Raw genomic sequence first — 22,270 nt, 5'->3', positions numbered from 1 at the left:
GTCATTCCGGGCTACGGAACGGCGCCTTACGCAGCCCGCATGTTGTTGAGGAACGCGTCGATCTCTCCGCGCAGCATGTCGGCTTCGCGGCGGAGCGCGTCGGAGGCGCCGAGCACTTCGTTCGCCGCTGCGCCGGCTTCCGCCGAAGCCGTGGAGACGCCGACGATGTTGCTGGAAACCTCGCTGGTGCCACCGGCCGCATGCTGGATGTTGCGGGCGATCTCGCGTGTCGCCGCGCCCTGTTCCTCGACGGCGGCGGCGATCGTCGTAGTGACGTCGTTGATCTCGCCGATGATCCGGCCGATGCCCTGGATGGCGCCGACCGCCGACGTCGTCACTGACTGCATGCTGGCGATCTGGCTACGGATCTCCTCCGTGGCCTTGGCGGTCTGGCTCGCGAGGCTCTTCACCTCGGAGGCGACCACCGCGAAGCCGCGGCCGGCTTCGCCCGCGCGCGCCGCCTCGATGGTGGCGTTGAGCGCCAGCAGATTGGTCTGCGAGGCGATGGTCTGAATCAGGTCGACCACCACGCTGATGCGGCTCGCGCTGTCGGCGAGGCTCTGCACGGTGGCGTCGGTCGCGCCCGCTTCGTCGACCGCCTTCCTGGCGATCGCGGCCGAGGTGACGACCTGCTTGCTGATTTCCTCGATCGAGGACGAGAGCTGCTCGGTGCCTGACGATACGGTCTGCACGTTGACCGAGGTCTCTTCGGCTGCGGAGGCAACCGCGTTCACCAGCGCATTGGACTGGTCTGCCGTGGTCGACATGCTCTGCGCGGTCGATTGCATCGAATTGGCCGACTGCGCGAGATTGTCGAGTGCGGAGCGCACCGTACTCTCGAACCCGGCGATCTTCGCCTCCATCTGCGCCGCACGCTCGGCCTTGGCGATGCGATCCCTGTCCTGCTCGCTCGCAAGCGCCCGGGCTTCGATCATGCTGTCGCGGAACACCGTCAGCGTTTCCTTCATCGCGCCGATCTCGTCGTTCTGCCGGGAGCGGACGATCTCGGTGTCGAGGTCGCCGGCCGAGAGCAACTGCATGGCGCGTTGAAGCTCGCGAATGCGGCGCAGGATGTTGCGGCCAACATAGAGCCAGACGAACAGCGCCGAGCCGACCAGCGTCAGAGCGCCGAGTGCCAGCATCGCGGTGGTCGCGAGCGAGATCTCATGCCGCGCCTGGAAGGTCGACGCGTTGGTCTCCTTCTGCACACCCTCGACGAGCTGCTGCACGCTGATGCCGAGGCCGACATTGAGCTTGCGGGTCTCGTCCAGGATGGTCTGGCCGTAGTCGATCGCGTCGAGCTCTTTCTGGCGGATCTTGAACACGCCGGACTTGCCTTCGCCGAAGGCGAACAGCTTTTGCACGGTGTCGCGCACCGCCTGCATCGAGGCCATGTTCGGGAGGTCCTCGAGGTTCGACTTGACACGGTCGCGCGTCGCCTTGAACTCCTTCTCGATCGCCTCCAGCGTATCGCTGTTGTTGGCCGACAGCGCCGCCATCATGTCGGCGGCCATCAGATTGCCGTTGGCGGAGATGGTCGCGACCTGGGAGACGGTGCGGGCGGCTTCGGTGGCATCGTCAGCGGAAACTTCCGCCGCACCGAGGATCGCGTTCAGACGCGTCTGCGCATCCAGCATGGCAGGACCGGCCGCACCGACGAAGGTGAGCTGCGCCTTGCGGAGTGCTTCATATTGCTTGTCATGCAGCGCGCCGGTATCGAGCCGCTCGCGCGCGGCTGACACCAGGCTCTGGGTCGCCTCGTCGATGCTCTTGGCGGTGTCGCGCAACGCGGTTGCGATCTGCTTGTCGGCGCCGAGCTCGATGATCTCGCCAAGCTTGGCCATGGCAAGCTGCTGGATCTCCTGCACCTTCTTGGTGCGTTCGTTCAGCGCCTCGTCGGACGGCGACGCCAGCAGGCCCGGCCCCTGCGCCGCGAGCGTTGCGCTTTGCGATGCGAGTTGAAGGCTTGCGGAAAGGCGCGGGATATCGCGGCCGCTCAGGTCCATCATAGTGCTGCCGAGATGGTTGAAGACGAAGCCGGCGCCGGCCGCGATCACGAGGCCCATGCCCGCGATCACTGCGAAGGCCGTGAACAGGCTGCCGCGCACGCCCCATGTCGGCATTTTGAAACGAGGCCGGATACCACCAAGCAAACGGCCAAGGCCCAGACGGATCGCCATCGAAATTCCCCCACGCATGATCTTTATGTTTTCGCGGCGGAGTATCCTCGGGGCAGGTTAAAAAATCGCAAGTTGCTCAATCGGTTGCGTTGCGTTCCGCACAGCGAAAAAAGAAGGGCCGGCAACGATGCCGGCCCTTCATCATGATAAGGCTTTGATAACCGTTCAGTAGCGCGCGACCGCCGAGTTGGCCCAGTTGAAGCGGTAGTTGACGCCCGCCTTGATGGTGTGGTCGTCGGTGGTGAAGTTGCCGGTTCCCGCCAGCGGGCCCGCGGTGAAGTGGGCGTCGCCGAAATTGTAGTACTGGTACTCGGCCTTGGCTGACCAGTTCGGCGCGAACATGTATTCGAGGCCGGCGCCGACGGTGTAGCCGTTGCGGTGGTCGCCGCTGATGATGAAGCCGGTCGGCACGCCGCCGACGGTCACCTTCTCGTTGTTGTCGGAATAGGCGTAGCCGCCCTTCACGTAGAGCAGGCCCGGACCCCAGGTGTAGCCGACGCGGCCGGTGATCGAGCCGAGACCGCGCTGGTCGTTGGTGTAGGCGACGCCGCCTGGGAACACCGCGCCGACGCTGCCGGAGAGCCAGGAATACTGGCCTTCGACGCCGACAACGAAGTTCGGGTTGAACTGCCAGTCCGCACCGGCCTGCAGACCGCCGAGGAAACGGCCGTTGCCGTTATTGCCGGTGGAGAGGCCGCTGAAATTGTTGTCGCTGGAGAACGCGCCGCCGACATGGCCGCCGATATAGAAGCCGGTCCAGTTGTAAATCGGGGCGGCATAGGCGGGCGCGGGCGCCTTATAATAGTTGCGGTTACCGAGATCGGCACCGACCGCCGGTGCGGCAGCGCCCACCACGAGCAGCGCAACGGTCGCAAACAGAATCTTCTTCATAGTCCAAACTCCAACACTCAGGTCCCCGGCAGTCGCGCTTTCCGCGCCGTCGTTGGTTCTGCAGATAGCTCGCTTTTGACGAAAATGCTGTCACATCCATGGCACAGCGGCAGTCAACGTAACTTATTGGGCTGTAGACGATTTTTGTGCTTAATGTCGGCTTAAGAAGTGCTGAAGGAAAGCTTAACTCGGCGTTATCAGGCTAACTTGCGCGCGCATCTCATTAACCAAGACGGCGCCGCGCCTCATCGCGCATCTGTTCGCGGAATGCAGCGCGCTTTGCGGGCCGGTCTTCCTCGCGCACGTCATGACGATCGAAGACGTCGAACTTCTCCAGGATCGGATAGCGCTCGCTCGCCATCGCGAGCACGCGCAGCACCTTGGTCGCCGACGGTGTCGGGCCGCTCACTTCCCAGCGCCGGATGGTGTCGGCGCCGCCCTTCTCCGGCAATCCGCAAAGCCGGGCCATGTCGGCCGCGGTGAGCTTGCGCTCGAGGACCTCCGAGAGATCGTTGCGGAGTTGCTTCAGTTCGGGACCGGTCATGTCGCCTCAATACGCGAAGTCGATGAGGTGAATGCACTAGCGCTGATTCGGGTCCATCCGAAGGCGAGGCACGCGAGCGGGCGTGCTAGTCGTGCGACCGCTCCCCGGCGCCTCCGCCCGCGCACGGAGTTATGAACGGCTGCCTATGGAAATCCGCGGCTGAATGAACAGATGGCAACGGGCCCACAGCGAATGAAGGGATCCGCCATGACAAGCATCAAACCCGCCATTGCCGCCCTAGTCACCGTCGGGTTGCTTGCCGCGCCGATCGCGGCTGAGGCCAAGAAGCACCGGTCAAGCCGAGCTTACAGCACCGGCGTGGTGGCTCCGAGCTATGGGAGCGCCGGATCGTTGGCAGCACAGCCCAGAGCCTACGGGTCGAGCGGACAGTCGGTCGGGACGGTCACGGCGCCGTCGGTCGGTACGTATAACTGGCCGTCGGTCGGCGTGACCAACGCAGTCCCGACCTGGAGCAACACCAACCCGCCGGTCAGGTAGGCGCGCCTGTCTGGCGAGCCAATGCCGGTCACCTGTGACGGTCGCAAGGCCAAAGAAGATGATAAAGTGCGACCAGCAATGATCATGGCGGTGGACCAGACATTGCGGATCGTTCAGGGAGAGCCCGTCCGATCCTAAATTCCCCGCCCGGCCTGTTGGCCGATCACGCAGCGCCACCCGGCGAGGCGCTCGGCCGGATGCTGGTTCATCCATTCGGCGAGTTGCGGCGCGCCCATTAGGCAAGATTGCATCGAGACGTCGGCGAAGTCGGATGTGGTGACGGTCTGCTCATGACAGTTCGCCGGAGAGGCGAGGTTGCAGAGCACGGCGATGATTTTGATCACGCGAGGTTGCCCCCGTCGCTGCGACGTGCGGCGGCTCCGCCTGATCTCTCGCTCATCGGATCAGTCGGCGGGAAGATGCTGTCGTAGATCGCGCGCGCTTCCTGGATGAGGCGAATGCGCTCGCGCTCGGATTTCGAGACAAACTGAATAATCTGGCCCATGTCGGCTCCAATTAGATCTTCAATCCACCATCACATGATGGAAATCATTTCATGCGGATGTGGGGTGCCGGCTTCGGCTTTGCAGCCATGCGGGCGGTCACGAGGGATAAAAAGCCCGTGAGTATTCCGTTCCTGAGGTGGAACGGGGTACCTTCCGCGATGCACCGATCTCACGGCGCATCTGTTCGGCGGGGACCGCTTCGTAACATCGTGATGAAGAGTTGAGCCCACGGGATGATGGCACTGCGGCACATTTTCTCGCGCGTGGAGTTGTAAGATCACTCAGTGCACGGGCGCCTCGAGGAACGGCATTGCGATTGAGAGACAGCGCCCGAAAGGACCAGCCATGACAAGAACGAAACGCTCCATTGTTGCACTTATTGCTGTCGGATTGGCCGCCGCGCCACTTGCTGTCAACGCACAGACATCCGCGACGGATACACCAGGCAGCACGAGCGGACGCACCGGAGCGCCGGTACAGCAAGGGATTATCGGAAGTTCCGGGCAGACCGTCGGGACCGTGACGGCGCCGTCGATCGGAACGTCCAACCAGCCCTCCGTCGGCGTAACAAACTCAGTCCCCACCTGGAACAACACGAATCCTCGAACGAAGTAGAAACCGCGGTCGGCTGACTTACGCCGGCGCGCGCTCTCTCTGCCCCGGGACTGCTGCGAGCAATTCGCGTGTATAGGCATGCTCGGGCGCGGCGAACAGCTGCGCGGTCGGCTTCAGCTCGACGATGACGCCGCGCTGCATTACGGCGATGCGGTCGCAGAGTTGCGCTGCGACTCGCAGATCGTGGGTGATGAACAGCATCGAGAGGCCGAGGCGGGCCTTGAGGTCTTCGAGCAGCCTCAGGACCTGCGCCTGCACGGAGACGTCGAGCGCGGAGACGGCCTCGTCCGCGACGATGATCTCGGGCTCGAGCGCGAGCGCGCGCGCAATGCCGATGCGCTGGCGCTGGCCGCCGGAGAATTCATGCGGATAGCGTTCGAGCGCGCCGGCATCGAGCCCAACCATCTTGAGGAGATCGCGGGCGCGGTCGAACGCCACTTTCGGATCGGTGCCGGCCGCGATCGGGCCGTCGGCGACGATATGACCGACCTTGCGGCGCGGATTGAGCGAAGCGAACGGATCCTGGAAGATCATCTGGATGCGAGGGCGCTCGGCGCGCAGCGCCTTGCCCGCGAGCTTTGTGAGATCGGTCTCGCCGATCCGCACGGTGCCGCGGTCGGCCTCGATCAGCCGCATCACAAGGCGGGCCACCGACGATTTGCCAGAACCGGATTCGCCGACCAGGCCGAGCGTCTCGCCTTTGAGGATGTTGAAATTAACCCCGCGCGCGGCATCGACGCGGCGGTCCTCGCGAAACCAGCCGCCCGAGGTGACGTAGGTCTTGTCCAGTCCGATCACCTCGACCGCCTTGGCCTGGTCGTCGAGGGGGCTGCGGGCGGGCGGGTCCATCGAGGGCACGGCGGCGAGCAGCGCCTTGGTGTAGTCGTGCTGCGGCGCGTTGAAGACCGCCGAGGCGGGGCCTTCCTCGACCACCTTGCCATGGCGCAACACCACGACTTGGTCGGCGATGTCGGCGACCACGCCGAAATCATGGGTGATGAACATCACCGCCATGTTGCGATTGCGCTGGAGGTTGCGGATCAGTTTCAGGATCTGCGCTTGCGTGGTGACGTCGAGCGCGGTGGTCGGCTCGTCCGCAACCAGCACCGCCGGTTCGAGCGCGAGCGCCATCGCGATCATGGCGCGCTGGCGCTGGCCGCCGGAGAGCTGGTGCGGATAGGCGCGCACGATGCGCTCGGGGTCGGGGAGGCCGACTTCGCGCGCCAGCGATAGCGCCTTTGCGCGCCGCTCCCTCGGCGTGAGCAGCCCGTGCGCCTCGAACATCTCCGCCATCTGGTCGCCGATCCGCATCAACGGATTGAGCGCGGTCATCGGTTCCTGAAAAATCATCGCAAGCCGGCGGCCGCGCAGATCGCGCCAGCATTCGTCGTCGAGTTTGAGCAGGTCGCGTCCTTCGAACTGGATCTCGCCGGAGGTGACGGTGACCGTGTCCGGCAACAGGCCCATCAGCGCATGCGCGCACATCGACTTGCCGGAGCCGGATTCGCCGACCACGCAAACGATCTTGCCGGGCCGCAAATCGAGCGAGATGCCGTCGACCGCGAAGGGACGCTCGGCGCCCTTGGGCAATGCGATCCGCAGATTCTTGACGGAGACGGCGGGCGGTGCGGTCATGATCAGCGGCCCTCCCGCGACAGCCGCGGATTGAGCGCGTCGTTGAGGCCTTCGCCGATCAAATTGAGCCCGAGCACCGAGATCAGGATCGCGACGCCGGGAAACACGGTGATCCACCAGGCCTGGCGGATCACGGTGCGGCCGGCACCGACCATGTAGCCCCAGGAGATCAGATTGGGATCGCCGAGGCCGAGGAACGCCAGCGAGGATTCCAGCAGGATCGCGGTCGCCACCATCAGCGAAGCCAGCACGATCACCGGCGACAGCGTGTTCGGCAGGATTTCGCGCAGGATGATCCAGGTGTTGCTCTGGCCCGTGACCACCGCGGCCTGGACGTACTCCCGCGTGCGCAACGACAGCACCTCGCCGCGGACGAGGCGCGCGACCGGCGGCCAGCTTACCAGCGCGATCGAGGCGACGATCGAATAGATCGAGGGCTGCAGGATCGCGACCAGGACGATCGCGAGCGCAAAGCTCGGAATGGTTTGGAAGAACTCGGTGAAACGCATCAGGGCGTCGTCGACCCTGCCGCCGAAATAGCCGGCCATGGCGCCGATCGGAACGCCGACGACCAGCGCAACCAGGGTGGAGACCATGCCGACGAGCAGCGAGACGCGTGCGCCGAAGATCATGCCGGCGAACACGTCGCGGCCGAGTGCATCGGTGCCGAGCGGCACGGTCGCGAGCGTGAACGGCGGCAGAAACGGCCGCTGCACCATGCGCCAGGGCGAGTTCGGGAACAGCATCGGACCGAACAAGGCGACTGAGATCGCAAGGAGCAGGATGATGAGCCCGATGACGCCGCTCGGGCTCCTCAACATCGATTTCCAGAACTGTTTCATGTGGAGAATTCGATGCGCGGGTCGACCAGGCGATAGACCAGGTCGGTGATGAGGTTGAAGATCAGGACAATGGCGGAGCAGATCACGAAGACCCCGAGCAGCAGATTGTAGTCGCGCTGGAGCAGGGCGTCGTACATCAGGCGTCCGATGCCGGGCCAGGCGAACACGGTCTCGGTGATGACGGCGCCGCCGATCAGGGTGCCGGAGTGGACTCCGGCGAGCGTCACGACGGGCAGTAGCGCGTTGCGCAGGACGTGGCGACGCTGGATCACGGCGTCGGACAGGCCTTTGGCGCGCGCGGTCTTGACGAAGTCGAGACGCTTCACTTCGAGCATCGAGGCTCGCGTCATGCGCGTATACGTCGCCATAAAAAACAGGCCGAGCGTCATCGCCGGCATAATCAGGTGCCTTGCGACGTCGACCACATGGGCAGGGCCGGAAAGGTTGGCGCCGACCGTCTCGTAGCCGAAGCTCGGCAGCCAATCCATGGTGACCGAGAACAGCAGGATGCTCATGAGCGCCACCCAGAAGATCGGCATGGCGTAAAAGATCAGCGCAAAGACGGTGATCGCGGTGTCGAGAAAGGTTCCGGCAAAGCGCGCGGCGAAGGTGCCGAAGAGAATGCCGAGCACGAGCGAGATCGCGAAGGCCGTCAGCGTCAGCAGCAATGTCGCCGGCAGCCGCTCGCCGATCAGCTTCGCGACCGGCGCCTGCTGGCGGAAGGAGAAGCCGAGGTCGAGGGTCACGATGCCCTTGACGTAGATGAAGAGCTGCTCGGGCAGCGGCTTGTCCAGGCCGAACTTCTCCCTGAGCTGCTGGACGAAGATCTGGTCGCTGGCGCCGGCCTCGCCCGCCATCACGACGGCGGGATCGCCGGGCGCGAGCCGGATCAGGAAGAAATTGAGGACGACGATCGCAAGCAGGACGATCACGCCCTTCGCGACACGCTGAGCGACAAAGGAGAGCATCTAGAGGATCATATCGGTGGTGTGACCTGGAGCGACAGAGACGGAGCGCCCACCTCTCCCCGCAAGCGGGGAGAGGTGACGGAGGTAGCCCTCACTTGTCGAGCCATGCATCCTTGAAGCCGTCGTTGACTCCGATCCCGGTGGTGATCAGGTTCTTGACCTTGCAGCGCATGATGGTCGGGAATTGCAGCTCGAGCATCCAGGCCACCGGCACGTCCTCGACCAGGATCTTCTGCGCCTTCTCGTAGATCTCCTTGCGCTTGGAGTCCGGCGTTGCCACCGCGCCCTCGGCGAACAGCTTGTCGATCTCAGCGTTGGAGTAACCCTCGACGTTGTTGAACACCTGGCCCTTGGCAATCGCGCTGGAGACGTAATTGCGGCCGACGCCGAGCGCGGGGTCGCCGTACTGGTAGAGGTAGGTGAAGGCGATGTCGTAGTCCCAGTCGCCGATCTTCTGGTTGCCGCCGGCGACGTCGGTGGCGATGGTCTCGATGTTCATGCCGACGTCCTGGAGGTTCTGCTTCACGGCTTCACCCCAGCGCTGCCAGGTCTCGCCATAGGCGAGCGGCAGAAGGCGGATCTTCTCGCCCTTGTAGCCGGCTTCCTTCAGCAGCGCCTTGGCCTTGGCGGGATCGTAAGGGTATTTCGGCACGTCGTCGGTGTAGTATTTGATGGTCGAGGCCGACGGGCCGGTTGCGACCTTGCCGAGCCCGTTCCAGATCACGTCCTTGGCGAACTCGCGGTCGATCGCAAACATGACCGCCTGCCGCACCCGCTTGTCGGCGAGCGGACCCTGCCGGTTGTTGAGCCACAGCCAGGCCAGCGGCGAGAAGAACTCCCAGCCGGCGCCGGTGACGCAGGTGTCCTTCAGCTTGGAGAGCCGGGGCACGTCGAAATTCTCGACCGAGCCGCCGGGCAGCACGTCGACCTTGCCGGTCTCATACGCCACCGAGCGCGCCGCGGCATCGGGAATGATCTGCCAGTAGATCTCGTCGAGATAGGGCTTGCCCTTCTCGTAATAGTTCGGGTTCTTGACCAGGCGGATGAAGGAGCCTTTCTGCCATTCCTTGAACATGAAGGGGCCGGTGCCGACTGGGGCGTTGTTGTAGGGATTGGTCTTCCAGTCGGTGCTTTCATAGAGATGCTTCGGCACCATCGGCATCGAGCCGACCTCGAAGATGCCCAGGAACGGACCGAACGGCTGCTTCAGCGTGAACACCACCGTGTAGTCGTCGGGGGCCTCGACCTTGTCGACCTGCGCGAGGTTGTTGCGAGCGCGCGCATGCGTCTGTTTCAGCATCTCGAGCGAGAACAGCACGTCGGCGGCGGTGAAGGGCTTGCCGTCATGCCAGGTCACGCCCTTCCTGAGCTTGAATGTGTAGGTTTTTGCGTCCTCGCTGACGCTCCAGCTCTCGGCGAGCTCCGGCTGCGGTTCGAGCTTGGGGCTGTAGCGAAGCAGGCCTTCGAAAATGTTGCCCGACACCATCTGCACCGGGCCGTTCTGGACCATCGCCAGCATCAGGCCGGGCGGCTCGGGCTGAATCACGGCATTGATCGCTCCACCCGCCTTCGGCTCTTGCGCCAGCGCGGGGGCCGCGAGGCCGCAAGCCAGGAGGACACCAAGCAACACTCGTTTTGACATGTCGTATCTTTCTCAAGCGAGACCAGCCGCAAACGCTTCGTACGTCGTGGCGCGCAAAGCTACGGCCGGCCCATCCCAGTCCCCATCCGGGATCGAGGCTCACACGGTCTCATTCGGCGCCGCAAGATGAAAGTCTCGACAATGTTCGCACAAAAAATGTACAGCGCGTCCTGTTATGGTGTTTGGCGGCCAAGCCGGCGCCGCCGCGCCGCGCGATCCGTCCATCTGCGCCGCAAGCGCGACGCGGACCCGGCGTGAGGATCGTCTAGCGCAAGCCCGCCCGCCGGAATCCTTCCAGATAGTGCTCGCGGTCGGCCTCATTGGCCCATGGCAATTGCGTCGAAATCCAGTGCAGCGAGATGTTGGGCTGGGTGCGGCGGAGCTCGCCCAGCGCCATCTCCCCAAGCACGCCGTCTCCGGTCATGCCGGCAGAAACCGCGAGCACGCGGTAGGCGCCGGTGAGATCGCCGCGATGGCGGATTGCCTCGCGCGCGAGCGCGATGGCCTCGGCATAGCGCCGCTCGGTGAAGCGGGCATAGCCGGCGATGCCGTGATAGATCGCCAGGGATGGATCGCGCGGCGACAGCCGCATTGCCCTCTGCGCTGCCTCGAATGAATCCTTCGGCCGCCCGGCATAGGACAGCGCCAGTGCGTAATAGCCCTGCGCCAGCGAGAAGTTCGGATTGAGTGCGAGCGCCTGCTCGAACTCGGACAGTGCGTCCGCGAGTCTTCGCGTCGAGAAGTAGACGCTGCCGAGCGCGGCGTGCGCCCAGGCATCCTCATGGTCGCAGCGCACCGCGGCGAGCGCGGCGGCTTCCGCCGCTGGCGCCACCATGGCAAGCTCGGCCCAGCCGAGATGCACGCCGAACATGTGGTTCGCCGCGAGCACCGACAGCGCCTGGCCGTAGTTCGGGTCGATCCCCACCGCGCGTTCCAGCAGCGCCCGTGCGGTCTCGTGATCCCGCCGCGTCACGCGCCAGTAATGCGACAGCGCCCGCATCAGGAGATCCCAGGCATCCAGGCTCGCGGGGGGCTTGCGATGGGCGCGAAAACTTTCCGCCGCATGGATCTGCGGCTCGATCGCCGCAGCGATCGCATTCGTGATCTCGTCCTGCACGGCGAACACGTCGACCAGCTCGCGGTCGTAGCGCTCGGCCCAGAGATGGCTGCCCGTCGTGGCGTCGTTGAGCTGCGCGGTGATGCGCACCCGGTTGTCCGACTTGCGCACGCTGCCTTCGACGACGTAGCGGACGCCCAGTTCCTCGGCAATCTGCCGGATGTGGACCGCGCGTCCCTTGTAGGTAAAGGACGAGTTGCGGGCGATCACCATGAACCAGCGCTGCTTCGACAGCGCGGTGAGGATGTCCTCGCTGATGCCGTCGCCGAAATAGTCCTGTGCGGGATCGCCGCTCATGTTCTCGAAAGCGAGCACCGCGACCGCCGGACGGTCCGTCAGGACGCGCGGCAGGGCAGCGACGGGCTGCGCGGGCGCAGTCGTGGCTGCCACTTCTTCCCGGACTTCGCCGACGAAACGAAAACCCTTGCGCGGAATGGTCTTGATCAGCCGCTGGCTTGCGCCATCGTCGCCGAGCGCCTTGCGGGCGGCGTTGATCCGGCTGTTCAGGGCGGAATCCGAGATGATCCGATCGCTCCAGATCTGGCTGATCAGGTCATCCTTGCTGACCACACGCGTGCGCTGCGCCACCAGATAGAGGAGGAGATCGAACACCTGCGGCTGCAACGGCACGGCGGCTCCGCTGCAAGTGAGTTCCCGCAGGTCGCCGTCGAGCACGTTGTTTTCAAAGCAAAATCGCACGTTTTTGTCGTCTCAAGCAAAAATCAAAGTCGTCTCAGGCGAAAATCAACCGTCCGCGAAAGTCTTGGGACCTCCGGTGCGGCATGGTGCAGCGACCAATGAAGTGCCGGCGTTTTGGCACAACGGAGCTGTTTATGACCCAAATTGATCATCAGGTTCATCCTATCGGCCCGGTTGCGGGCTCACGCATTTTCAAGTTCATCGCCTTTCTGTACGGAATTGCGGCGTATCTCGTGTTTTTCATGACCATTCTCTACGCCATCGGTTTCGTCATGGGGCTGGTGGTGCCGAAGACCATCGATACCGGGACCGACACGCCCGTGGCCGAGGCCATCATCATCAATCTGCTCCTGATGGCCCTGTTTGCGGTCCAGCACAGCGTAATGGCGCGCCGGCAATTCAAGGCCTGGTGGACGCAGTACGTCCCCAAGCCGGTCGAGCGCAGCACCTATGTGCTGTTTGCGAGCCTATCATTGCTCCTCCTGTTCTGGCAGTGGCGTCCGCTGCCCACGGTCATATGGGACGTCGCGAATCCGGATATCGCTGTGACGATCGTCACGCTGTCGCTGGCGGGCTGGGTCCTGGTGTTCACCTCGACCTTCATCATCAATCACTTCGAGCTGTTCGGCTTGCATCAGGTTACCAATCATCTCGTCGGCAAGGAGGCGTCGCCGCCGCGATTCAAGACGCCGCTGCTCTACAAGTTTGTCCGTCATCCGATCTATCTCGGCTTCATCATCGCGTTCTGGGCGGCGCCGGTCATGACCGCGGGCCATCTGCTGTTCGCCGCCGTGACCACGGCCTACATCTTCGTCGGCATCGCGCTGGAGGAGCACGACCTCGTCGATCTCTTCGGCGACGAGTACCGGCAGTACAAACAACGGGTGTCGATGCTTATTCCCTGGCGCAAGTCGGTATAGCTTGCGCGTCGTTCCGTCGCGTCCGCCGAAAGGAGGATGCGCGGCGGCGCCGAGGCGCGTAACGGATCGTGCCGGACGCAACCTTCAACGTTTCTCGGGGTGAATCCCCTCACCCCGACGCTATCAGTGCGAGCAAAGCTCGTCGCGACCCCGCATTCGTTTTTGCCGAGTTCTCGGCAAACAGGAGCGGGGGAGGAATCTAAACCATCATCAACGGAGACGACCTAATGAAACATGTTGGAAACTGCTTCTGTGGCGCAGTCACGATCGAGGTCACAGGTGCACCGGAGGCGATGGGCTATTGCCATTGCAGCTCGTGCCGCTCGTGGTCGGGCGGTCCGGTGAACGCCTTCAGCCTGTGGAAGCCCGAAGCCGTGCGCATCAGCGAAGGTGCAGAGAATGTCGAGACCTTTGCGAAGACGCCGCTCAGCCAGCGCAAATATTGCAAGAAGTGCGGCGGTCATCTCATGACCAACCATCCGCCGCTCGGCCTGATCGACGTCTTCACTGCCACCATCCCCACCCTCGCGTTTGCACCAGGCGTCCACGTCAATTACGCCGAGACGGTGCTGCCAATGCGCGACGGACTGCCCAAGCTCAAGGATTTCCCGGCCGAATTCGGCGGCAGCGGCGAGATGATGCAGGAGTAGCGGCGCCCTTCTCCTCTCCCGCAAGCGGGAGACGAGAAATTAGCTACCTCATCCCCGCGCGCCGCAATCCCTCGAGATAATGCTCGCGATCCTCGTCCCGCAGCATCGGCAGCTCGCGCGTGATCCAGGCGAGTGAGATGCCGGGTTGGGCGCGGCGCAAGCCTTCCAGGGCGGAAGCCGCGCGCGCGGGATCGCCCGACATTCCGGCGGCGGCCGTCAGCACGCGATGCGCGCCGACGAAATCGGCGCGCTGCCGCATCGACTCGCGCGCCATCTGTGCGGCGCCTTCGTAATCGCGGCCGATGAACCGGGCATAGGCCGCGACGCCGCAATAGATTGCTGCGAGCGGGTCGCGCGGGCTCAGCCGCAGCGCGCGGCGCGCCGCGACATCGCCGTTCTGCCATCGTCCCGCGTAGCACAGCGTCACGCCATAGAAGGCGTGCGCCATCGCAAAGTTCGGATTGAGGTTCAGCGCCAGTTCGAACTCCGCCAGCGCGTCGTCGAAGCGGCGGCGGAATAGATAAGCATACGCCAGACCATGATGAGCCCAGGCATCTTCGCGATCGGCCTCCACCGCCGCGAGCGCGGCGCGCTCGGCGACCGGCACGGTCGGGGCCATGTCGGACCAGCCCATATGCGCGCCGAAGATGTGGCTGGTTGCGAGCAGGCCGAGTGCCTTGCCATAGGCGGGATCGAGCGCGACGGCCTCTTCGAGCAGTCCTTGCGCGGCGGCATTGTCCTCGCGGGTGATGCGCCAGTAATGCGACAATGCGCGCATCACAAGGTCCCAGGCATCCAGGCTTCCCGGCGGCTTCTGCTGGGCGCGAAAACTCTCGGCGGTATAGAGCTGCGGCTCGATCGCGGCGACGATCGCCTCGGTGATCTCGTCCTGCACCGCGAAGATGTCGGCAAGCTCGCGGTCGTAGCGTTCGGCCCAGAGATGGCTGCCGGTCGAGACGTCGTTGAGCTGCGCGGAGATACGCACGCGATCGCCGCTCCGCCGCACGCTGCCTTCGAGCACGTAGCGCACGCCGAGCTCGCGCGCGACCTCGTTCATGTGCACCGCGCGGCCCTTGTAGACGAAGGAGGAGTTGCGCGCGATGACGAAGAACCAGCGCAGCTTCGACAGCGCGGTGATGATGTCCTCGCTGATTCCGTCCGAGAAATAATCCTGCTCCCGGTCGCCGCTCATGTTGGTGAAGGGCAGCACCGCGATCGCGGGGCGGTCCGGTAGCGGCAGCGGGGCCCGTAGAAGCTTCGCTTCGAAATCGGATTCCGGCGCGGTTGCCCCACGCTTGGTTTCGACGTCGCCGACGAAACGAAAACCTTTGCGTGAGATGGTGCGGATCAGCGCCTGGCTCGCGCCGCTGTCTCCGACCGCCTTGCGTGCCGCATTGATCCGGCTGGTCAGCGTGGATTCGGAGACGCTGCGCCCGTGCCAGATCTTGTCGATCAGCTCGTCCTTGCTGACCACCCGATCGCGGTTCTCCATGAGGTGGACGACGAGATCGAAGACCTGTGGCTCCACGGCAACGGGAACCTGCTCGCGGCTCAGCTCGCGCAAGTCGGTATCGAGCAGGTGATCCCGGAACAGAAACTGCACGTCGAAAACTCAGATCTCAAGGCAACATCGGGCAATAATGAAAGCAAAACGGATTTCGGCTGATGTCTGTGAGTCCGCCGAGGGGCCTGCCCGGTTCACCACGATCGCGTGATGGCAGGCATGCAGTTTACGGGGAGGAATGCAACCTGGATTAGAATAAAGCCGTTTCGGCCGGATTGTCGCGATTTCCTCACGTCGTTGCGAGCAATCCAGCCTGCCGCCGCGGAGCCAGCGTGGATTGCTTCGTCGCAAGGGCTCCTCGCAATGACGGTGTTGAGGCAATGGCGTGCGGCAGCTGCCGACGTTGTCCTGGCCTTCGCGACGGCATCGAATGTGTGACGAATAGTGAATGTCCATTGCCGAACAGTTCCGTGTGCGTAAGCTGCCCTCACACAAAACACCAACCACGAAGAAACGCTCATGCCCGCTTTTCATGCCTCGACCACCGTGCTCGATTCCATGCTGTTCCGCGATGCCTTCGGCACGCCGCAGATGCGGGAGGTGTTTTCCGATATCGCGACGGTCGCGCGCTATGCCGAGGTCGAGGTGGCACTGGCGAAGGCGGAAGCGAGATGCGGAGTGATTCCGCAGGACGCGGCCGATCAGATCGCCGCGCGGACCGATGTTGCCGCGCTGGATTTCGACCTGTTGCGGCAGGAGACCGATGTCGTCGGCTATCCGATCCTGCCGCTGGTGCATCAGATGGTGAAGCAATGCGGCGATGCCGGCCGCTACGTGCATTGGGGTGCGACCACGCAGGACATCATGGACACCGCCGTGGTGTTGCAACTGCGCGCAGGGCTTGAGATCGTCGAACGGGACATCGCGGGCTTGCGCACAATTCTTGCCGACCTCTCGAAGCGCTTCCGCGACACGCCGATGGCGGGCCGCACCCATCTCCAGCAGGCGCTGCCGGTCACCTTCGGCTACAAGACCGCGATCTGGCTCGCGATGTTCGACCGCCACGCCGAGCGGATCAGTGAGTTGAAGCCGCGCGTCCTGGTCGGTCAGTTCGCCGGCGCCGCCGGCACGCTGGCCTCGCTCGGCGACAAGGGGTTCGAGGTGCAGGAAGCGCTCTGCGCCGAACTGAGGCTCGGCGTCCCCGCTTCGACCTGGCACGTCGCACGCGACGGTTTTGCCGAGGCCGTGAATTTCCTGGCGCTGGTCACCGGCTCGCTCGGCAAGATCGCGCTCGACATCATGATCATGGCGTCGACCGAATTCGCCGAGGTCTATGAGCCCTTTGTCAAGGGACGCGGCGCTTCCTCGACCATGCCGCAGAAGCGCAACCCGATCTCCTCGGAACTGATGCTCGCGGCGTCCAAGGCGGTGCGCCAGCATGCCGGCCTCATGCTGGATGCCATGGTGCAGGATTTCGAGCGCGCCACCGGGCCTTGGCACGCCGAATGGATGGCGATCCCCGAGAGCTTCGTGCTGACCGCCGGCGCGTTGCACCAGGCGAAATTCGCGCTCGCCGGCCTCATCGTGGATGAAAGCAAGATGAACGAGAATCTCGCCGTCAGCCGCGGTCTGATCGTGGCCGAAGCCGTCATGATGGGGCTTGCGCCGCAGATCGGACGGCAGGAGGCCCATGACGTGGTCTATGATGCCTGCCGGCTCGCCAATGAGAAAGGTCTTACGCTGGCGGACGCGCTGTCTTCCGACGCCCGCGTCTCTGTCAGAATCGACCGTGCCACGATCGAGGCGCTGACATCACCGAAAAATTACCTCGGCCTTGCTCCCGCCATGGTCGACCGGGTGCTGAAATCGGCAACGCGTTGAAAACCAAAATGCGCGAAACTGCCTATCTTTGGGGTGTCGCAAGGCACTCGCGCACTTGTGTCTCGCGATGCTAGACTTAAATTGAGCAAGAGACGTTCGGCAGAGGACCCGGCATGACTGATCAACGCATCACCTCCACTCCCATCGATCCCGTGAAGCTCGACCGGCTGGCCGAGGTGGCGGTGAAGGTGGGCCTGGGCTTGCGGCCGGGCCAGGATCTGCTCTTGACGGCACCTGCGATCGCGTTGCCGCTGGTGCGGCGGATTGCCGTGCATGCCTACAAGGCCGGCGCCGGCATCGTGACGCCCATTCTCTCCGACGAAGAGATGACGCTGGCGCGCTACCGCCACGGCCACGACGACAGCTTCGATCGCGCCGCCAACTGGCTCTACGAGGGCATGGCCAAGGCGTTCTCCAACAACACCGCCCGTCTCGCCATCGTCGGCGACAATCCGATGCTGCTGTCGGGCGAAGATGCTTCCAAGGTCGCGCGCGCCAGCAAGGCCAATTCCATGGCCTATCAGCCGGCGCTGGAAAAGATCGTCAATTTCGATACCAACTGGAACATCATTGCGTATCCAAGCCCATCCTGGGCAAAGCAAGTCTTTCCGAACGATCCTGAAGAGGTCGCGATCGGCAAGCTCGCGGACGCGATCTTCGCGGCGTCCCGCGTCGATCGCGACGACGCGCCGGCCAATTGGGCGAGCCACAATGCGGTGCTGCGCGAGCGCACCAACTGGCTCAACGGCCAGCGTTTCCGCGCGCTCCAGTACTCGGGACCGGGCACTGACCTCACCATCGGGCTCGCCGACGGCCATGAATGGGAAGGCGGCGCTTCGCTCTCCAAGAACGGCATCAGCTGCAACGCCAATATCCCAACCGAAGAGGTCTTCACCACGCCGCATTGCCGGCGCGTCTACGGCCATGTCGTGAGCTCGAAGCCGCTGTCCTACCAGGGCACGCTGATCGACAACATCGCGGTGCGTTTCGAGGACGGCAGGATCGTCGACGCGAAGGCTTCGCGCGGCGAGGAGGTACTGAACAAGGTGCTCGATACCGACGAGGGCGCGCGCCGTCTCGGCGAGGTGGCCCTGGTGCCGCATTCCTCGCCGATCTCGCAGAGCGGACTGTTGTTCTACAACACGCTGTTCGATGAGAACGCGGCCTCGCACATCGCGCTTGGCCAGTGCTACTCGAAGTGCTTCGTCAACGGCGCGCAGCTCACGCCGCAGCAGATCGCCGCGCAAGGCGGCAACCAGAGCCTGATCCATATCGACTGGATGATCGGCTCGGCCGAGACCGACATCGACGGCATTCTCGCCGACGGCAGCAAAGTGCCGGTGTTTCGCAAGGGCGAATGGGCGAAGTAACTACGCCGCCGGGTTGCGCAGCATCGGGCTGGTGTCGATGCTGAAGCGGTTGAACAGCGTCGTGAACGGGCTGCCGTCGGTGGCCCGCACGACGGCGTCGGAGGCCGCCACCGCATCGTAGAGCGCACCGACCGGATCATTCGCCTCGGGCAGGTCGAGGCCCCTGCGGATTTGCTCGGGGGCCTCGTTGACGTCGTCCTCGTCGTCGAGTGTCGCCTCGAGCGCATCCGCCGCCCGCCGCATCTCATGGAGGTCACCGCCGATCTGCCCGGGGCTTTCGATGCCGTCAACGGTGAACCAGGGCTCCTCTTCGGTTGCGAAGGAGACATCGAGGCTGCCGAGCCAGGCGACGACCTCGCCATGAGCTTTGAGAACCTCCGGGGTGAGGGGCATCGGCATGGCTCCTTCAGATGCTTCGCGCACTTTGTCGCACCCCGGAAAAGAAGGGTTCATGTGCTCGAAATTGCAGGGAAATTGCGACGTTAACCGTTTCGCGTCTGCAACTTGCGGCTGATTGTCGGGCCCTGCGTAAGAAAGAATTAAAAATCGGCTACTAGCGTTCCCGCCATCTTTGAACAATCCGGGCCGAGATCCGGGCAGGTCATATTTTATCCCCCGAGGAAACAGATGTCGCGCACATTGATTGAAATCAGTCATTGCAATGTAGATCTCGAGCTGCGGCCGATCGAGCCGTCCTGGATTATCGAAGGCAATCCGGTGTCGCGCTCGCACATCCTGTCCACCAGCGCCGACGGCACCGCTTCGACCATCATCTGGGCCTGCACCGAAGGGCGCTTCAACTGGTACTACGATATCGACGAGACGATCATGATCATGGAAGGATCGATCGTGCTCGAAAGCGACGGCATGCCGCCGAAGCGCTACGGCCCGGGCGACGTCATCTTCTTCCGCGACGGCGCGCATGCCAAATGGCATGTCGAAGGCCACGTCAAGAAGATCGCCTTCTGCCGCAAGACCAATCCCGTGATGATCGGCTTCCTGATCCGCGTCGTCAACAAGCTCAAGAAGATCTTCGTCGCCACCGGCGAGCGCCGTCCGGCCTCGCTGATGGGCGCAAATTAGAGTTCAAACAGTTCAAGGACGCTTCCCAGCGGTCACGACGGAACAGGGGCCGGGATCAACATCCCGGCCCCTGTTCTCGTCATGGTGCCAATCCCTTTAAGGCAAATCGAGCCGGTAGAAATTGCTCGCGGTCTGCGAGAACAACGCCGTCTTCTCGGTCTCGCTCAGGGGCGCCGCGATACGCTTGAACGTGTTGAAGATCACCTGGTAGCTGCACTGGCCCTTGTCCGGCGGGAAGTTGCTCTCGAACATCGCGCGCTCGGGTCCAAACGCCTCGATGCAGGTTTCGATGTAAGGCCGCCACGCCGCGGCAAGCTCCTTGGATGATGGCGGACTCGCGCGCAAATGGAAGTCGTAGCCGAGCAGGCACATCGCGAGCCCGCCGAGCTTCACCACCACGTTCTCGCATTTGGCGATCTCCCGGATCGAGGCGCGCCATTGCGGAAACACCTCCTCGCGTCGCCCCGCAAAGCGGCCGATTCCGGCCGGGCCGCCGCAATGGTCGAGCACGATCCTGGTGTCGGGAAATGCGCGGGCGAGCTCGGTCAGCTCGCCGATTTGCGGATGGAACAGCCAGGCGTCGAAGCTCAGGTTGAGCGGCGCGAGGCAGGCAAAGCCCTTGCGGAAGGTCGGGTCCTGCAGCAATCCCTGCGGCCGGCTCGCATACATGCCGGCGACAGCAGGATCCTGGTCCCAGGCCGAGGAATGCCGGATGCCGCGGAAGCGACCGTTGCCCGCCGCGATCTCGGCCTCCAACACCGGTTGTGCGGCATCGCCGAGCAGCAGATTGACGTGGCTGACGATGCCGGCGCAAATCGCGGCCTTGCCGTAACCGCCGCTGGCGCTCATCGCGGCGACGCCATTGGCGAACTCGACTTCGCCCACCGGCCGGAACGCCTCCGGCCCGTGCGCGCGATACATCGAGCGGCAATCGACATAGACGGTGGCGATGACGTTGTGGCCGGAGGCGATATCTGCCGCCATCTCCTCGATCAGATAGCGGTGCCCGCGATTCCAGAGATGGTGATGGGGATCGACGATCGGCCGTGAGGGATCGATGATCTCCTCCTGATGCAGCGCGAGCCAGTCCTCGCGCGGCTCGACGAATAGCCCGCTCGTGTTGGCGGGCAAACCGCTTGCAGCCATCGGCGTGCGCTCCCTTGATGTATGCTTCTTGTTTTGGGAGCCTAGCACCTCGTCCTCGCATGCACCAACGCGCGTTGCGCAATCGCGCCCGTCATCGCGGTACAGCGGCGCCGGCGTCAACCCTTGCGCCGCTTCGCCCTCACATCGACCACCAGCCGCCAATCGGTTGCGGTGGCCGGCTTGACCTCGCCGAGCCAGTGGAAGAAATCCTCGGTGACTTCCGTAAAACTCCAGCGCGTCAGGTCGCCAGCTTCGGTCGTGCCTTCCTGCACGATGTCGGCATCGCGTGGACGGCCGATCTGCTGGCGGAATATGCAGCGGCCGGGATCGAACCATGAAATCCGCCAGGCATCGATGGTCGGATCGTAGACCCGCAGCGTCGTGCCGTACCAATTGCCGGCGATCGGCAAGGCCGGGCTGCCGGCCGGGCGCGGAATGATCCAGACGTCTTGCACGGCGCGGCCCTCCAGCACCCAGCCGAAATGGATTTCGCCGGGCGCGGTGTGTTTCGTTCCATCGGGTCCATGGGCGGTGATCTCGGCGTCCCAATCGCCGACGAAGCGGCCATAAAGCTGGAGTGCCGCCGCGTGCTGGGGGTTCGGTCCGTCCGCGTGCAATAATCTCGCAAAGTCGGTCATGTCGATCTCCCTTTGCGGGAGATCAGCACGACCGGCCGGCAGCCGACTTGGAGAAAATTGCGTCACACCCCGTCGAGGATGATCACCGTCGGCTTCGACGGCAACGCATCTCGGGACATCCGGAAACTTCGTTCCATGCGCCGGTCGATCTCGAACTGCTGGCCGATGCGTTGCATGAAATCGTCGAGCGGGGTGGCGAAGCGGTGCATCGGCAGCACCACCGAGGCGCGCAGCCGCTTGGTGATCTCGGAGACGCCGTCGAGCGACATGGTGTAGGTGCCGTCGATCGGCACCATCACGATGTCGAGCCGCCCGATCTGGGCGAAGTGGCTGTCATAGAGCTTGTGGTGAAGATGGCCGAGATGGCCGATGCAGAGGCCCGCCACCTCGAAGATGAAGATGGAGTTGCCGTCACGGATCATGTCGGCGCCGGCATCGTCGCCGAAATAGCGACGGATGTCGGTCGTGACGTTGCGGATGAAGGTGTCGCCGATGCGCTCCGACACGATGGCCGGCTTGCCGTCTTCGCCCCAGCCATGCAGCACACGAGGAATGCGCTTGTCGGGATATAAAGAGTAGTGCGTGCTGTGGGCCCGGTTCATGGTGACGACATCGGGCAGCCGGCCCACCTGGTAGGCCCCGCTATAGTCGGTGGCGATGCGTAAGCCGCCGGGCGTGTCGATGAAATAGGTGGAATGGCCGGCATAGGTGATCTCGACCTCGGGCGCAGCCGCCGCCTGCCTGAACGCGACCGACATGAGGCGCGGCGCAGCATTCGCCATCGCCAAGCATTCGCTGCGCTGCGACTGCTGGGCGGTGGCAGGTGAGAGGAATGCGCCGAACAGCGCCAGAGCGGCCGAAACCAGTCGTCGCATGAATTCATCCCCGATGACTTCAGGGGAAAGTCTAGCTTGCAATGCAGCGCGTGGCCAACAGCGCGC

The 22,270-nt window shown here is 63.9% G+C and carries 22 protein-coding genes; 7 read left to right on the top strand and 15 right to left on the bottom strand.

Annotated elements, in window-relative coordinates; all coding sequences use genetic code 11:
• Window positions 1-26: 26 nt before the first annotated feature.
• The 3 genes from AB3L03_RS14665 to AB3L03_RS14655 all read right to left on the bottom strand — a co-directional run bounded on the left by AB3L03_RS14665 (window position 27) and on the right by AB3L03_RS14655 (window position 3,615).
• On the bottom strand, window positions 27-2,180 hold the full coding sequence (locus AB3L03_RS14665; protein WP_368508840.1) for a methyl-accepting chemotaxis protein: 2,154 nt from the start codon (window positions 2,178-2,180) through the stop codon (window positions 27-29).
• Between the two features lie 165 nt (window positions 2,181-2,345).
• Window positions 2,346-3,071 (bottom strand): outer membrane protein, encoded by a 726-nt coding sequence (locus tag AB3L03_RS14660; RefSeq protein ID WP_204513213.1) that lies wholly within the window; start codon window positions 3,069-3,071, stop codon window positions 2,346-2,348.
• Window positions 3,072-3,294: 223 nt separating this feature from the next.
• Window positions 3,295-3,615, bottom strand: coding sequence for a hypothetical protein (locus AB3L03_RS14655; protein WP_027570057.1), 321 nt, complete (start codon window positions 3,613-3,615; stop codon window positions 3,295-3,297).
• Between the two features lie 207 nt (window positions 3,616-3,822).
• Here AB3L03_RS14655 and AB3L03_RS14650 point away from each other — a divergent pair, with 207 nt between their 5' ends.
• Window positions 3,823-4,113 (top strand): hypothetical protein, encoded by a 291-nt coding sequence (locus tag AB3L03_RS14650; RefSeq protein WP_018458165.1) that lies wholly within the window; start codon window positions 3,823-3,825, stop codon window positions 4,111-4,113.
• A gap of 134 nt (window positions 4,114-4,247) precedes the next feature.
• Here the strand turns inward: AB3L03_RS14650 and AB3L03_RS14645 are convergent, their stop codons facing one another.
• Together AB3L03_RS14645 and AB3L03_RS14640 are read right to left on the bottom strand one after the other, a co-directional pair.
• On the bottom strand, window positions 4,248-4,457 hold the full coding sequence (locus AB3L03_RS14645; RefSeq protein WP_007605116.1) for a hypothetical protein: 210 nt from the start codon (window positions 4,455-4,457) through the stop codon (window positions 4,248-4,250).
• A complete protein-coding gene (locus AB3L03_RS14640) occupies window positions 4,454-4,618 on the bottom strand; it encodes a hypothetical protein (RefSeq protein WP_018458166.1) in 165 nt (54 codons plus the stop codon). The genes AB3L03_RS14645 and AB3L03_RS14640 overlap by 4 nt, the downstream gene beginning before the upstream one ends.
• Window positions 4,619-4,964: 346 nt before the next feature.
• Here AB3L03_RS14640 and AB3L03_RS14635 point away from each other — a divergent pair, with 346 nt between their 5' ends.
• Window positions 4,965-5,234: a hypothetical protein gene (locus AB3L03_RS14635; protein ID WP_368508839.1), complete on the top strand. Its 270-nt coding sequence runs from the start codon at window positions 4,965-4,967 to the stop codon at window positions 5,232-5,234.
• An 18-nt stretch (window positions 5,235-5,252) separates the two neighbouring features.
• On the opposite strand, the gene AB3L03_RS14630 is transcribed toward AB3L03_RS14635, so the two are convergent.
• The 5 genes from AB3L03_RS14630 to AB3L03_RS14610 form a co-directional block, all read right to left on the bottom strand.
• Complete coding sequence (locus tag AB3L03_RS14630) at window positions 5,253-6,869, bottom strand: ABC transporter ATP-binding protein (RefSeq protein WP_368508838.1); 1,617 nt, start codon at window positions 6,867-6,869, stop codon at window positions 5,253-5,255.
• A 2-nt stretch (window positions 6,870-6,871) separates the two neighbouring features.
• On the bottom strand, window positions 6,872-7,711 hold the full coding sequence (locus tag AB3L03_RS14625) for an ABC transporter permease (protein ID WP_018458168.1): 840 nt from the start codon (window positions 7,709-7,711) through the stop codon (window positions 6,872-6,874).
• Window positions 7,708-8,679 carry an ABC transporter permease gene (locus AB3L03_RS14620; protein ID WP_085349289.1) on the bottom strand — a complete coding sequence of 324 codons (972 nt, stop codon included), beginning with the start codon at window positions 8,677-8,679 and terminating at the stop codon, window positions 7,708-7,710. The genes AB3L03_RS14625 and AB3L03_RS14620 overlap by 4 nt, the downstream gene beginning before the upstream one ends.
• A 91-nt stretch (window positions 8,680-8,770) precedes the next feature.
• The gene (locus tag AB3L03_RS14615; RefSeq protein ID WP_085358051.1) at window positions 8,771-10,321 is read right to left on the bottom strand and encodes an ABC transporter substrate-binding protein; all 1,551 of its coding nucleotides are present in this window, start codon (window positions 10,319-10,321) and stop codon (window positions 8,771-8,773) included.
• 265 nt (window positions 10,322-10,586) lie between these two features.
• Complete coding sequence (locus tag AB3L03_RS14610; RefSeq protein WP_026233517.1) at window positions 10,587-12,137, bottom strand: winged helix-turn-helix domain-containing tetratricopeptide repeat protein; 1,551 nt, start codon at window positions 12,135-12,137, stop codon at window positions 10,587-10,589.
• A 134-nt stretch (window positions 12,138-12,271) separates the two neighbouring features.
• Between AB3L03_RS14610 and mddA the strand changes: the two genes are divergently transcribed.
• Together mddA and AB3L03_RS14600 are read left to right on the top strand one after the other, a co-directional pair.
• Window positions 12,272-13,057: a methanethiol S-methyltransferase gene (gene mddA, locus AB3L03_RS14605; protein WP_085349291.1), complete on the top strand. Its 786-nt coding sequence runs from the start codon at window positions 12,272-12,274 to the stop codon at window positions 13,055-13,057.
• Between the two features lie 227 nt (window positions 13,058-13,284).
• Window positions 13,285-13,707 (top strand): GFA family protein, encoded by a 423-nt coding sequence (locus AB3L03_RS14600; protein ID WP_026233518.1) that lies wholly within the window; start codon window positions 13,285-13,287, stop codon window positions 13,705-13,707.
• 43 nt (window positions 13,708-13,750) lie between these two features.
• Here AB3L03_RS14600 and AB3L03_RS14595 read toward each other — a convergent pair whose 3' ends face one another.
• Window positions 13,751-15,310, bottom strand: coding sequence for a winged helix-turn-helix domain-containing tetratricopeptide repeat protein (locus AB3L03_RS14595; RefSeq protein ID WP_368508837.1), 1,560 nt, complete (start codon window positions 15,308-15,310; stop codon window positions 13,751-13,753).
• 420 nt (window positions 15,311-15,730) lie between these two features.
• Here AB3L03_RS14595 and AB3L03_RS14590 point away from each other — a divergent pair, with 420 nt between their 5' ends.
• Window positions 15,731-17,092 (top strand): adenylosuccinate lyase family protein, encoded by a 1,362-nt coding sequence (locus AB3L03_RS14590; protein WP_368508836.1) that lies wholly within the window; start codon window positions 15,731-15,733, stop codon window positions 17,090-17,092.
• A 113-nt stretch (window positions 17,093-17,205) separates the two neighbouring features.
• Entirely contained in the window at window positions 17,206-18,462 is a 1,257-nt protein-coding gene (locus AB3L03_RS14585) for an aminopeptidase (RefSeq protein ID WP_063994582.1), read from the top strand.
• Here AB3L03_RS14585 and AB3L03_RS14580 read toward each other — a convergent pair whose 3' ends face one another.
• The gene (locus AB3L03_RS14580; RefSeq protein ID WP_368508835.1) at window positions 18,463-18,855 is read right to left on the bottom strand and encodes a hypothetical protein; all 393 of its coding nucleotides are present in this window, start codon (window positions 18,853-18,855) and stop codon (window positions 18,463-18,465) included.
• Window positions 18,856-19,089: 234 nt separating this feature from the next.
• Here AB3L03_RS14580 and AB3L03_RS14575 point away from each other — a divergent pair, with 234 nt between their 5' ends.
• Window positions 19,090-19,545, top strand: a complete 456-nt coding sequence (locus tag AB3L03_RS14575; RefSeq protein ID WP_018458179.1) for a cupin domain-containing protein — start codon at window positions 19,090-19,092, stop codon at window positions 19,543-19,545.
• Between the two features lie 96 nt (window positions 19,546-19,641).
• On the opposite strand, the gene AB3L03_RS14570 is transcribed toward AB3L03_RS14575, so the two are convergent.
• The 3 genes from AB3L03_RS14570 to AB3L03_RS14560 form a co-directional block, all read right to left on the bottom strand.
• Window positions 19,642-20,691 carry an amidohydrolase gene (locus tag AB3L03_RS14570; protein ID WP_085358037.1) on the bottom strand — a complete coding sequence of 350 codons (1,050 nt, stop codon included), beginning with the start codon at window positions 20,689-20,691 and terminating at the stop codon, window positions 19,642-19,644.
• Between the two features lie 116 nt (window positions 20,692-20,807).
• Window positions 20,808-21,329 (bottom strand): hypothetical protein, encoded by a 522-nt coding sequence (locus AB3L03_RS14565; RefSeq protein ID WP_018458181.1) that lies wholly within the window; start codon window positions 21,327-21,329, stop codon window positions 20,808-20,810.
• A 62-nt stretch (window positions 21,330-21,391) separates the two neighbouring features.
• Window positions 21,392-22,204 carry an MBL fold metallo-hydrolase gene (locus AB3L03_RS14560; protein ID WP_368508834.1) on the bottom strand — a complete coding sequence of 271 codons (813 nt, stop codon included), beginning with the start codon at window positions 22,202-22,204 and terminating at the stop codon, window positions 21,392-21,394.
• Between the last annotated feature and the right edge of the window lie 66 nt (window positions 22,205-22,270).

The sequence above is a fragment of the Bradyrhizobium lupini genome, assembly GCF_040939785.1.
Lineage (GTDB): Bacteria > Pseudomonadota > Alphaproteobacteria > Rhizobiales > Xanthobacteraceae > Bradyrhizobium > Bradyrhizobium canariense_D.
The sequence above is the reverse complement of the archived record's forward strand: the minus strand, read 5'-3'. Positions and strand labels throughout refer to the sequence as shown.

What these genes read in the sequence shown, in the direction of transcription:
- AB3L03_RS14655 (WP_027570057.1), bottom strand. Translation starts at nt 3,615, where the DNA reads ATGACCGGTCCCGAACTGAAGCAACTCCGCAACGATCTCTCGGAGGTC.
- AB3L03_RS14590 (WP_368508836.1), top strand. Translation starts at nt 15,731, where the DNA reads ATGCCCGCTTTTCATGCCTCGACCACCGTGCTCGATTCCATGCTGTTC.
- AB3L03_RS14635 (WP_368508839.1), top strand. Translation starts at nt 4,965, where the DNA reads ATGACAAGAACGAAACGCTCCATTGTTGCACTTATTGCTGTCGGATTG.
- AB3L03_RS14665 (WP_368508840.1), bottom strand. Translation starts at nt 2,180, where the DNA reads ATGGCGATCCGTCTGGGCCTTGGCCGTTTGCTTGGTGGTATCCGGCCT.
- AB3L03_RS14580 (WP_368508835.1), bottom strand. Translation starts at nt 18,855, where the DNA reads ATGCCCCTCACCCCGGAGGTTCTCAAAGCTCATGGCGAGGTCGTCGCC.
- AB3L03_RS14625 (WP_018458168.1), bottom strand. Translation starts at nt 7,711, where the DNA reads ATGAAACAGTTCTGGAAATCGATGTTGAGGAGCCCGAGCGGCGTCATC.
- AB3L03_RS14650 (WP_018458165.1), top strand. Translation starts at nt 3,823, where the DNA reads ATGACAAGCATCAAACCCGCCATTGCCGCCCTAGTCACCGTCGGGTTG.
- AB3L03_RS14575 (WP_018458179.1), top strand. Translation starts at nt 19,090, where the DNA reads ATGTCGCGCACATTGATTGAAATCAGTCATTGCAATGTAGATCTCGAG.
- AB3L03_RS14630 (WP_368508838.1), bottom strand. Translation starts at nt 6,869, where the DNA reads ATGACCGCACCGCCCGCCGTCTCCGTCAAGAATCTGCGGATCGCATTG.
- AB3L03_RS14560 (WP_368508834.1), bottom strand. Translation starts at nt 22,204, where the DNA reads ATGCGACGACTGGTTTCGGCCGCTCTGGCGCTGTTCGGCGCATTCCTC.
- AB3L03_RS14585 (WP_063994582.1), top strand. Translation starts at nt 17,206, where the DNA reads ATGACTGATCAACGCATCACCTCCACTCCCATCGATCCCGTGAAGCTC.
- AB3L03_RS14615 (WP_085358051.1), bottom strand. Translation starts at nt 10,321, where the DNA reads ATGTCAAAACGAGTGTTGCTTGGTGTCCTCCTGGCTTGCGGCCTCGCG.
- AB3L03_RS14570 (WP_085358037.1), bottom strand. Translation starts at nt 20,691, where the DNA reads ATGGCTGCAAGCGGTTTGCCCGCCAACACGAGCGGGCTATTCGTCGAG.
- AB3L03_RS14565 (WP_018458181.1), bottom strand. Translation starts at nt 21,329, where the DNA reads ATGACCGACTTTGCGAGATTATTGCACGCGGACGGACCGAACCCCCAG.
- AB3L03_RS14620 (WP_085349289.1), bottom strand. Translation starts at nt 8,679, where the DNA reads ATGCTCTCCTTTGTCGCTCAGCGTGTCGCGAAGGGCGTGATCGTCCTG.
- AB3L03_RS14640 (WP_018458166.1), bottom strand. Translation starts at nt 4,618, where the DNA reads ATGGGCCAGATTATTCAGTTTGTCTCGAAATCCGAGCGCGAGCGCATT.
- AB3L03_RS14660 (WP_204513213.1), bottom strand. Translation starts at nt 3,071, where the DNA reads ATGAAGAAGATTCTGTTTGCGACCGTTGCGCTGCTCGTGGTGGGCGCT.
- mddA (WP_085349291.1), top strand. Translation starts at nt 12,272, where the DNA reads ATGACCCAAATTGATCATCAGGTTCATCCTATCGGCCCGGTTGCGGGC.
- AB3L03_RS14600 (WP_026233518.1), top strand. Translation starts at nt 13,285, where the DNA reads ATGAAACATGTTGGAAACTGCTTCTGTGGCGCAGTCACGATCGAGGTC.